The 7,854-nt window shown below is 34.5% G+C and carries 8 protein-coding genes and 1 pseudogene; 6 read left to right on the top strand and 3 right to left on the bottom strand.

What is annotated here, in order from left to right:
• Window positions 1-341 (bottom strand): annotated as a pseudogene (locus EU96_RS0109185) (photosystem II q(b) protein); the annotation flags it as partial.
• 324 nt (window positions 342-665) lie between these two features.
• On the opposite strand from EU96_RS0109185, the gene EU96_RS04555 reads away from it, so the two are divergent.
• From EU96_RS04555 to EU96_RS04570, 6 genes are all read left to right on the top strand, one after another.
• Window positions 666-800: a high light inducible protein gene (locus EU96_RS04555; RefSeq protein ID WP_032526650.1), complete on the top strand. Its 135-nt coding sequence runs from the start codon at window positions 666-668 to the stop codon at window positions 798-800.
• Between the two features lie 168 nt (window positions 801-968).
• Window positions 969-1,094 (top strand): hypothetical protein, encoded by a 126-nt coding sequence (locus EU96_RS10640; protein WP_275040761.1) that lies wholly within the window; start codon window positions 969-971, stop codon window positions 1,092-1,094.
• A 281-nt stretch (window positions 1,095-1,375) separates the two neighbouring features.
• Entirely contained in the window at window positions 1,376-2,308 is a 933-nt protein-coding gene (locus tag EU96_RS04560; RefSeq protein WP_032526649.1) for a DUF4268 domain-containing protein, read from the top strand.
• A gap of 247 nt (window positions 2,309-2,555) precedes the next feature.
• Entirely contained in the window at window positions 2,556-3,038 is a 483-nt protein-coding gene (locus EU96_RS04565; RefSeq protein ID WP_032526648.1) for a prepilin-type N-terminal cleavage/methylation domain-containing protein, read from the top strand.
• Between the two features lie 253 nt (window positions 3,039-3,291).
• Entirely contained in the window at window positions 3,292-3,855 is a 564-nt protein-coding gene (locus EU96_RS10635) for a prepilin-type N-terminal cleavage/methylation domain-containing protein (protein ID WP_052044257.1), read from the top strand.
• A 392-nt stretch (window positions 3,856-4,247) separates the two neighbouring features.
• Window positions 4,248-4,673 (top strand): DoxX family protein, encoded by a 426-nt coding sequence (locus EU96_RS04570; RefSeq protein ID WP_032526647.1) that lies wholly within the window; start codon window positions 4,248-4,250, stop codon window positions 4,671-4,673.
• Between the two features lie 525 nt (window positions 4,674-5,198).
• On the opposite strand, the gene EU96_RS04575 is transcribed toward EU96_RS04570, so the two are convergent.
• Entirely contained in the window at window positions 5,199-5,930 is a 732-nt protein-coding gene (locus EU96_RS04575) for a succinate dehydrogenase/fumarate reductase iron-sulfur subunit (protein WP_032526646.1), read from the bottom strand.
• Entirely contained in the window at window positions 5,927-7,852 is a 1,926-nt protein-coding gene (locus EU96_RS04580; RefSeq protein WP_032526645.1) for a fumarate reductase/succinate dehydrogenase flavoprotein subunit, read from the bottom strand. Before EU96_RS04580 ends, EU96_RS04575 begins: the two co-directional genes overlap by 4 nt.
• Window positions 7,853-7,854: the final 2 nt, after the last annotated feature.

Genomic DNA, 7,854 nt, shown 5'->3' with positions numbered 1-7,854 from the left:
TGGTAAGGACCACCGTTGTATAACCACTCATCTACAGTAGCTGCTTCCCAAATTGGGTAGAAGTGTAGACCAATAGCGTTAGATGAAGGAACAACTGCACCTGAGATGATGTTGTTTCCATATAGGAATGAACCAGCAACTGGCTCTCTAATTCCGTCGATATCTACTGGAGGTGCTGCGATGAATGCAACGATGAAGCAAGCCGCTGCTGCAAGTAGGCATGGGATCATTAAGACGCCGAACCAACCAACATAAATTCTGTTGTTAGTTGATGTTACCCACTCACAAAACTGTGGCCAGCCTTTTAACAGCGAAGAACGCTGCTGCTGAATAGTTGTCATGAGTTCGTTATGTTATTGCCTCTATATGAGACGTTTAAGTAAGAACGGATTAAATATTCCGTCCCAGTAAGCATAGTCCAAAAATCCAATAAATGAGCGGAGTAAATCTTATGCCATTGATAAATTATGCTTATCAATTAAATGCATTATTTAAATCTTATTTTTATTGAATAATTGCTCAATTAAAATCGAAATACTTTTAATAAGTTCAACTTATAGGGGGTATGAGGGTAAGTAATTGTACTCACACTTGTAATTTCCTTTTACTAGATTCATTTTAAGATTGCATTAGGAAGCGTCTTAGCTAAACAACCAAACAAACAAATGAACGAAACAAAATCAGTTGAGAAAGAAAAAATCGTAGCTGAGAAGCTTAACGGTAGATTTGCAATGATTGGCTTTATTGCCCTTATTGGCGCATATCTAACAACAGGACAAATTATTCCAGGGTTTGTATAAATGGATTTTTTATCTAAAAGACAAGGATATGTGCCTCTTAAGATGGTTCCTTACATATTCTTTGTTGCAGTTGTTTTAAGCATCACAACAACAAATACATTTGTATAGTTTTTAAAAACTTACATCGTCATGAAAGTCAGCTAGTAGGGATATGGGCTGACTTTTTTAATGGTTTATGGACTGACTGCTATGAAAGGCAGCAGGGTAGAAACTGTTGAGGCTGCAAGAAAAGAATATAAACAACTACTAGATGAGGGTTGGAAAAAGACCTCAATTTTTAATTCTTATTTTTAGTTATCGCGGGCGATGCACCATGCAAAGTGCAGCAAGGTATAGCAAATGATCGCCCAGAGATCGCCCAGAGAGTATTTAAGAATCGTGAGAAGTCAATCGGGGCGACAGGATTCGAACCTGCGACCTAGTGCTCCCAAAGCACTTAACAAGCCCAGTTGGGCACTATGTCTACAGACCATGACTAAATAGTTGCGGGGTATTGCGTAATTTAACCTGTTAAAATAAACATTATTTGTCGGCAATTTGTCGGCGATTATGATTTCTATTGAAAATATCGAATTATGGTGGGTGCAATTGAAAAACTCCAAAGGGTTCCTTTAAGGGAGGTTTGGAAGCATGAAGCATATGATTTCACTCAATGGCTGCAGGAAAATCTTGATATTTTAAACGATGCACTTGATTTAGAATTAACTTCTGCAGAGAGAGAACAAGCTGCTGGATCATTCAGTATTGACTTAGTGGCCGAGAATAATGATGGACAAATAGTTATTATTGAAAACCAGCTTGAGAAAAGTAATCATGACCATTTAGGCAAGTTAATTACTTATTTAACGGCTAGAGAAGCAAGTGGTGCTATATGGATAGTTAGTGAGCCAAGACAAGAGCATATAAATGCAATTGCATGGCTAAATGAATCGACAAATGCTTTTTTTTATCTTTTAAAAGTTGAGGCTGTTCGAATTGGATCTTCTAGTCCTGCACCTTTATTAACCTTAATTGCTGGACCATCAAATGAAGCTAAAGTTGCGGGAAAAGCAAAACAAGAAATAGTAGAAAGGCACTATATTAGAAAAAAATGGTGGACTCAATTACTATCTAATTCAAAAGCTAAATCTCATCAACATATATCTCCTAATATGAGACAATATATCTGCGCATCTTCTGGTTATAGAGGTTTAGATTTTAATTATTTAGTAGGTCAAAATAATTGTGGATCAGAATTATATATAGATCGAGGGAAAGATTCACAAGATGAGAACAAAATGATTTTTGATAAATTACAACTTCTAGAAAATTCTATTAATGAAAAAGTTAATTATCCAATAAAATGGCAAAGATTAGAGACAAAAAGGGCATCAAGAATCCGCATAGATTTAGATGGAGGTTATAAATCTTCAGAAGAGGATTGGCCTGCCTTTCATGAAATTATGATTGATGCTATGAACCAGTTAGAGGCGGCTATTAAGCCAGAACTAAAAAAATTAAAGATATAAGAATAAAATAATTTTAATTAGCATATATATGAATAACTAAGAAAAACTCAGAATAAGTAGACATTTGTCGGCTTTTTGTCGGCTGAAGTAACCGACATAGTTTCCAATAAAAAAGCGAGTCTGGGTAACTCGCTAGTATGACTTGGTTTTTAAGAGTCGGGGCGACAGGATTCGAACCTGCGACCTAGTGCTCCCAAAGCACTAGATCTTACAAAAGAGCAATAGGTCTTTAGTTATTACAATATTTTTGCTTGATTTTAAAAAAGTATTTAGGATTAGATTAGATAGATTTGAACTCAATTTGACCGCAGGATTAATAAGGAAATATTTAAATAGAAATCAAGAGGGATTCACCCTTGTCGAATTAATTGTTGTAATTGTAATTTTGTTGATACTGGGATCAATATCTATCCCAAGCTTTTTAAATATTATAGAAAAAGTAGAAGCTCAAGCAGCTCAATTAAATTTGATGAATGCATTTGAAGAATGTTCTACAAAAATTTTGTTTGGGGAACAAAATCCAACTTATAGTATCCCGCCTAATACAAGTAGGTTTCAATATCCAGATTCAGGAAGAGATGGATACTGCCTTAGTCCATCATCCGGCAATATTTTAACCGCAGCAAGAACTGCATATGGACAAAGAGTATCAACTTATAATTTGAATATTAATGTAGTTACAGGCGCGAAGAGTACTGAAAGGTCTGTTCCAAGTTGGATCAACTGGTAGTAAATAAGTAATCTTTATGGGCCTAAGATTGCCTTATTTGAGGGAATTTTGAGGGAAAGATTTTTGAAGGAAATATATTATTAGCTGAGACTTACTGCTATAACTGATCGGGGCGACAGGATTCGAACCTGCGACCTAGTGCTCCCAAAGCACTAGCTATAAAAAAAGAGCACTAGGTCTTTAGTTATTGCAATATTTTTGTTTGTTTTGAATATTATATTTAGTATGAGAATTAGATAGATTTGACAGCAATTTGACCGCAAGATTATTCAGAAAATATTTAAATAAAAATCAAGCGGGATTTACTCTTGTTGAATTAATAGTTGTTGTTGTAATTATTGGCATATTGTCTGCTATTGCTATTCCTAGTTTTCAAAATGCCTCAAAAAAAGCGAAACAAAAAGGTGCTGCAGCTCAAATAAGTACATATATAAAGGCAGCTCAGGCTTTTTACTCAGAGTTTGGCTCGCCAGTAAAGAATGCAGGAGACTTGGCAAATTATATGAATGTTGTTCAATGCAGATATCATATGGTTACTTATTGCAAAAACACAAATAATCAACAAGATATAGGAGTTGATTATCCATCAACTAAAGCATGGAATAGTACTTCTGGAATGTACACAATGACAATGAGAAGTAGTGATAATAATAGATTTAGACTAAATGCCTTACCTCAAAGACAAGATTCATGGGCTCAAAAATTTTCAGATGAAGAATACGGAGTTAGTGGATGTTTTAATTACAATACTGGCGCTACAAAAGTGACGTCTTGGGACAAGCTTGGATATAGAGAGGTAAAGGATCTAAATTGTTGATTTGACCGCAATTTGACCGGAAAAAGCTGCGGTCATTTTTATTCAATATCTAACTTCCATTGCTATAACTGATCGGGGCGACAGGATTCGAACCTGCGACCTAGTGCTCCCAAAGCACCCGCCCTCCAATTTGAGACAGTATCTCAAATTAATAAGCGAGGCTATGGCATATTAGTTGCAATAGCTATGAAATTATGAGTCTTAGATATAAGTCAAAGTTATACAAAATTATCCTTAGATATACAATTAATCGCTAAATAATCGCTGGATAAGGTATTAGTGCATTAAATCATCTAATTAAGATTTAATCATTTATGCATTATCTAGGTAAAAAATAATCCTTGTAAAAAGGACTGATTAAGTTAATTATGTAATAACCGATACTTTTTTTTATGAACTTTAAAAGATTTTATTCTTTAAATTTTCTTTCAAAATTACTTCTTAGTGCAATTTTTGTAAATGCCATTCCGAGTAAGATTACTGACTTTGGCAGTCAAGCACAATATATAACAAGCAAGGGATTCCCAGAACCTCTTTCTAATCTCTTATTACTTGCAGCAATAGCACTGTTAATTAGCGGTTCAATCCTTTTGATTTTTTCAAATAAAACCAAACTTGCATGTAGTCTACTCCTCATTTTCTTAGTTCCTACAACGATCATTTTTCATTTAGTGCCTTTTCAAGGTATGGCAATTGCTAGAAACTTATCGTTAATAGGTGGATTACTTGTGGCGATTGATAAAACGAGTATCAATTCTCTAAATAAAGATGAGGAATCTAGAGAAATCGAATATTCTGATTTGAATGAAGATAATTAGCATAAGTCATATTATTAAAGACAGATTTTATTTCTTTGCAGGTTGATCCAGGAGGGGTCAAAACATTAACAATCACTCTAGGTGAAAATTGTTTGGGTTTTGATTTTCTAGGAAGGAAATCTCAATAACTAAGAGTTTTCAATTTAAAAATAATTCTTTAATTATTAGCGATTAAGCCTACTAGGTATATCAAAACTATACAAATAATCGCTATTTGAGTTTTTAAGACAAATGAGAAATAAAAAAGGCAACCTTGGGATGGCTTTCTATGAATTGGATTTGATTTGGTCGGGGCGACAGGATTCGAATGCGACCTAGTGCTCCCAAAGCACCCATACGACAAATTGAGACAGTAACCTAAACAAATAAGTCAAGCTTTGGCAAGTTAGTTGTAATTTTAGAGAAGTTTTTAGTCTCAGAAATAGGTCAAAGATATACAAAATTTTCCATAAATATACAATTCCTCGCCCGTTTGTCGCCCGCAATTTAAAAATAGTTTTTATAAATTTAATTCAGAGAACTTTTTCAACTCTTATTCATCCAGCTAATCCAATCGGCGGATATTTCTTTGGGGCAAACAGCCTCGCATTCAAGATTATTACTACATTGTCCAAAACCTTCAATAGTCATTTGTTTTCGCATTTTTTTTGACCTTTCTTTTTTATCATTAATCCCTTGAGGGAGTTGTCCTAAATGAGCTAGTTTCGCAGCTACAAAAAGACTTGATGATGCATTTTTACATCCTGCTACGCACGCCCCACAACCTATACACGTAGCAGTTTCAAAAGAAGAAAATGCTTTTTTAGGACTTATTGGAATTAAATTGGCATCGGGTGCGTTACCAGTTTCAGTAGAGAAATAGCCACCCGAAATAATTAATTTATCCAATGCATTTCTATCCACTGACAAGTCTTGGATAATTGGGAATGATTTTGCTCGCCATGGTTCAAGGATTATCAAAGCATTATCTTTAAAATTTCTCATATAAAGCTGACAAGTAGTTGTACCTTTTTTGGGCCCATGAGGTTGACCATTTACTAAAAAACCACAACTTCCACATATTCCCTCTCTACAGTCGTGATCAAAGGTAATGGGCCTAATATCTTTAGATATTAATTCTTCATTCAATTGATCTAAGGCTTCAAGTAAAGATATTTTTACAGATACTTTTTCTAAACTAAATTCTTCATATGACCCATTAGAGTCATTACTAATTTGCCTCCAAACTTTAAATTTAATAGAAATAAAATCTTTCATTTATAGTTTCTAGTATTTAAATTAATTTTCTTGAAGTTTAGGTCTTCAGAAAATCTTATATGAGAATTATTGTCAGAATTAAATTTCCAAATTGCTATATGGGAGAAAAGTTCATCATTCCTCTTGGCTTCTCCTTCCTTCGTTTGATATTCTTCTCTGAAATGGGCTCCACATGATTCCTCCCTTTCAATAGCATCTTTAATCATAAGTATTGAGAGCTCAATAAAGTCTTCTAACCTTAAAGCTTTCTCAAGCTCTACATTTAAACCAGAATTTGTTTCAGGTATTTTTAAATTGGAATAAAAATTATTACTTAAAATTTCTACTTCTTCAAGGGCAGATTTTAGGTCATTTCTATTTCTACTAATACCGCATTTCGAAATCATTATTTCCCCTAGCGCTCTATGGAAATAATCAACAGGTTTTTCACCTTTTATTTTTAGTAGAGCTTTTATTTTTTTATCGACGTAATTTAAAGCTTCTTTACAAGCCTCATCAATACTTCTGTTATCTATCTCTTTATTATTTGCTAACCAAGAGGTGATAGTTTTTGGTGATATAAAGTATCCATCACACAAGCATTGCAATAAAGCATTTGCACCCAGCCGATTAGCGCCATGAACAGAATAGTTAGCCTCTCCTAAAACGAAAAGGCCATCTATATTGCTCATTAAATTGTAATCTACCCATAATCCACCCATTGTGTAATGAGGGGCAGGATAAATCTTCATAGGTACTTTTGTTGGATCTTCACCAACGATTCGTTCATACATCTCTAATAAATTCCCATATTTAGCCTTTATCACCTCTAATCCATCTTTTTTTATTGAATCTTGTAAGTCAAGATATACTCCTTTACCACCAAATCCAATACCAAAACCTTTCTCACAAATCTCTCTTGCTCTTCTAGAGGCGACATCTCTGGGAACTAAATTCCCATATTTAGGATATTGTCTTTCCAGAAAATAGTCTCTTTCATGTTCTGGAATATTTTCAGGATCATCTTTGGAATCAATTTTTTTTGGTAACCAAATTCTTCCATCGTTCCTTAAGCTTTCGCTCATTAAAGTTAATTTGCTTTGATAAATACCTCCAGGAGGGATACATGTTGGGTGTATTTGTGTGAAAGAGGGATTTGCAAAATTCGCCCCCCTTTTGTGGGCCCTCCAAATTGCAGTAGCATTCGATTTTAATGAATTTGTTGATAGGTAATAGACGTTGCTATATCCACCAGTTGCTAAAACAACACAATGTGCTTTATGAGTCTCTAAATTTCCATTAATTAAATTTCTTGCAATTACTCCTCTTGCAATATTATTAACAATTACCAAATCAAGTACATCTCTTTTTGTAATAAGTTCAATATTTCCAAGATTCACCTGTCGCGATAATGCTTGGTAAGCTCCATATAGTAACTGTTGCCCTGTTTGCCCTCGGGCGTAAAAAGTTCGACTAACTACAGCACCTCCAAATCTACGAGTAGCAAGAGTTCCATCATATTCACGAGCAAAAGGAACCCCTTGTGAGACACACTGATCAATTATGGAACTACTTAATTCAGAAAGACGTTGGCAACTTACTTCTCTTGCTCTAAAATCACCTCCAAGTACGGTGTCTTTAAATAATTGATCTATAACAACTTTATTTTTTTCACCTGATAATGATCTCGCCGCATTAATACCGCCTTGGGCTGATACTGAGTGTGCTCTTCTGGGACTATCATGATAAGTGATAAGCTTAATCTTAAATCCTTCCTCAGCAAGAGTAGCTGCAGCAGAACTGCCTGACAAGCCGCATCCTACAATGATAATTTCAAATTTATTTTTCTTTTCAGAAGTAAGATTTGATAAGTGTTTAACTGTTTTTTGCCACGCTCCTTCTACTTCTCCTGTTGGTAAGTTTGGATTAATGAAGTTATTCATTT

This window comes from Prochlorococcus marinus str. MIT 9302, from assembly GCF_000759975.1.
Taxonomy (GTDB): Bacteria; Cyanobacteriota; Cyanobacteriia; order PCC-6307; family Cyanobiaceae; genus Prochlorococcus_A; species Prochlorococcus_A marinus_M.
This window is presented reverse-complemented; position numbering and strand designations above follow the sequence as displayed.

Coding starts and splice junctions, on each gene's coding strand:
- EU96_RS04555 (WP_032526650.1), top strand. CDS start 666: ATGAACGAAACAAAATCAGTTGAGAAAGAAAAAATCGTAGCTGAGAAG.
- EU96_RS10640 (WP_275040761.1), top strand. CDS start 969: ATGGTTTATGGACTGACTGCTATGAAAGGCAGCAGGGTAGAAACTGTT.
- EU96_RS04560 (WP_032526649.1), top strand. CDS start 1,376: ATGGTGGGTGCAATTGAAAAACTCCAAAGGGTTCCTTTAAGGGAGGTT.
- EU96_RS04570 (WP_032526647.1), top strand. CDS start 4,248: ATGAACTTTAAAAGATTTTATTCTTTAAATTTTCTTTCAAAATTACTT.
- EU96_RS04575 (WP_032526646.1), bottom strand. CDS start 5,930: ATGAAAGATTTTATTTCTATTAAATTTAAAGTTTGGAGGCAAATTAGT.
- EU96_RS04580 (WP_032526645.1), bottom strand. CDS start 7,852: ATGAATAACTTCATTAATCCAAACTTACCAACAGGAGAAGTAGAAGGA.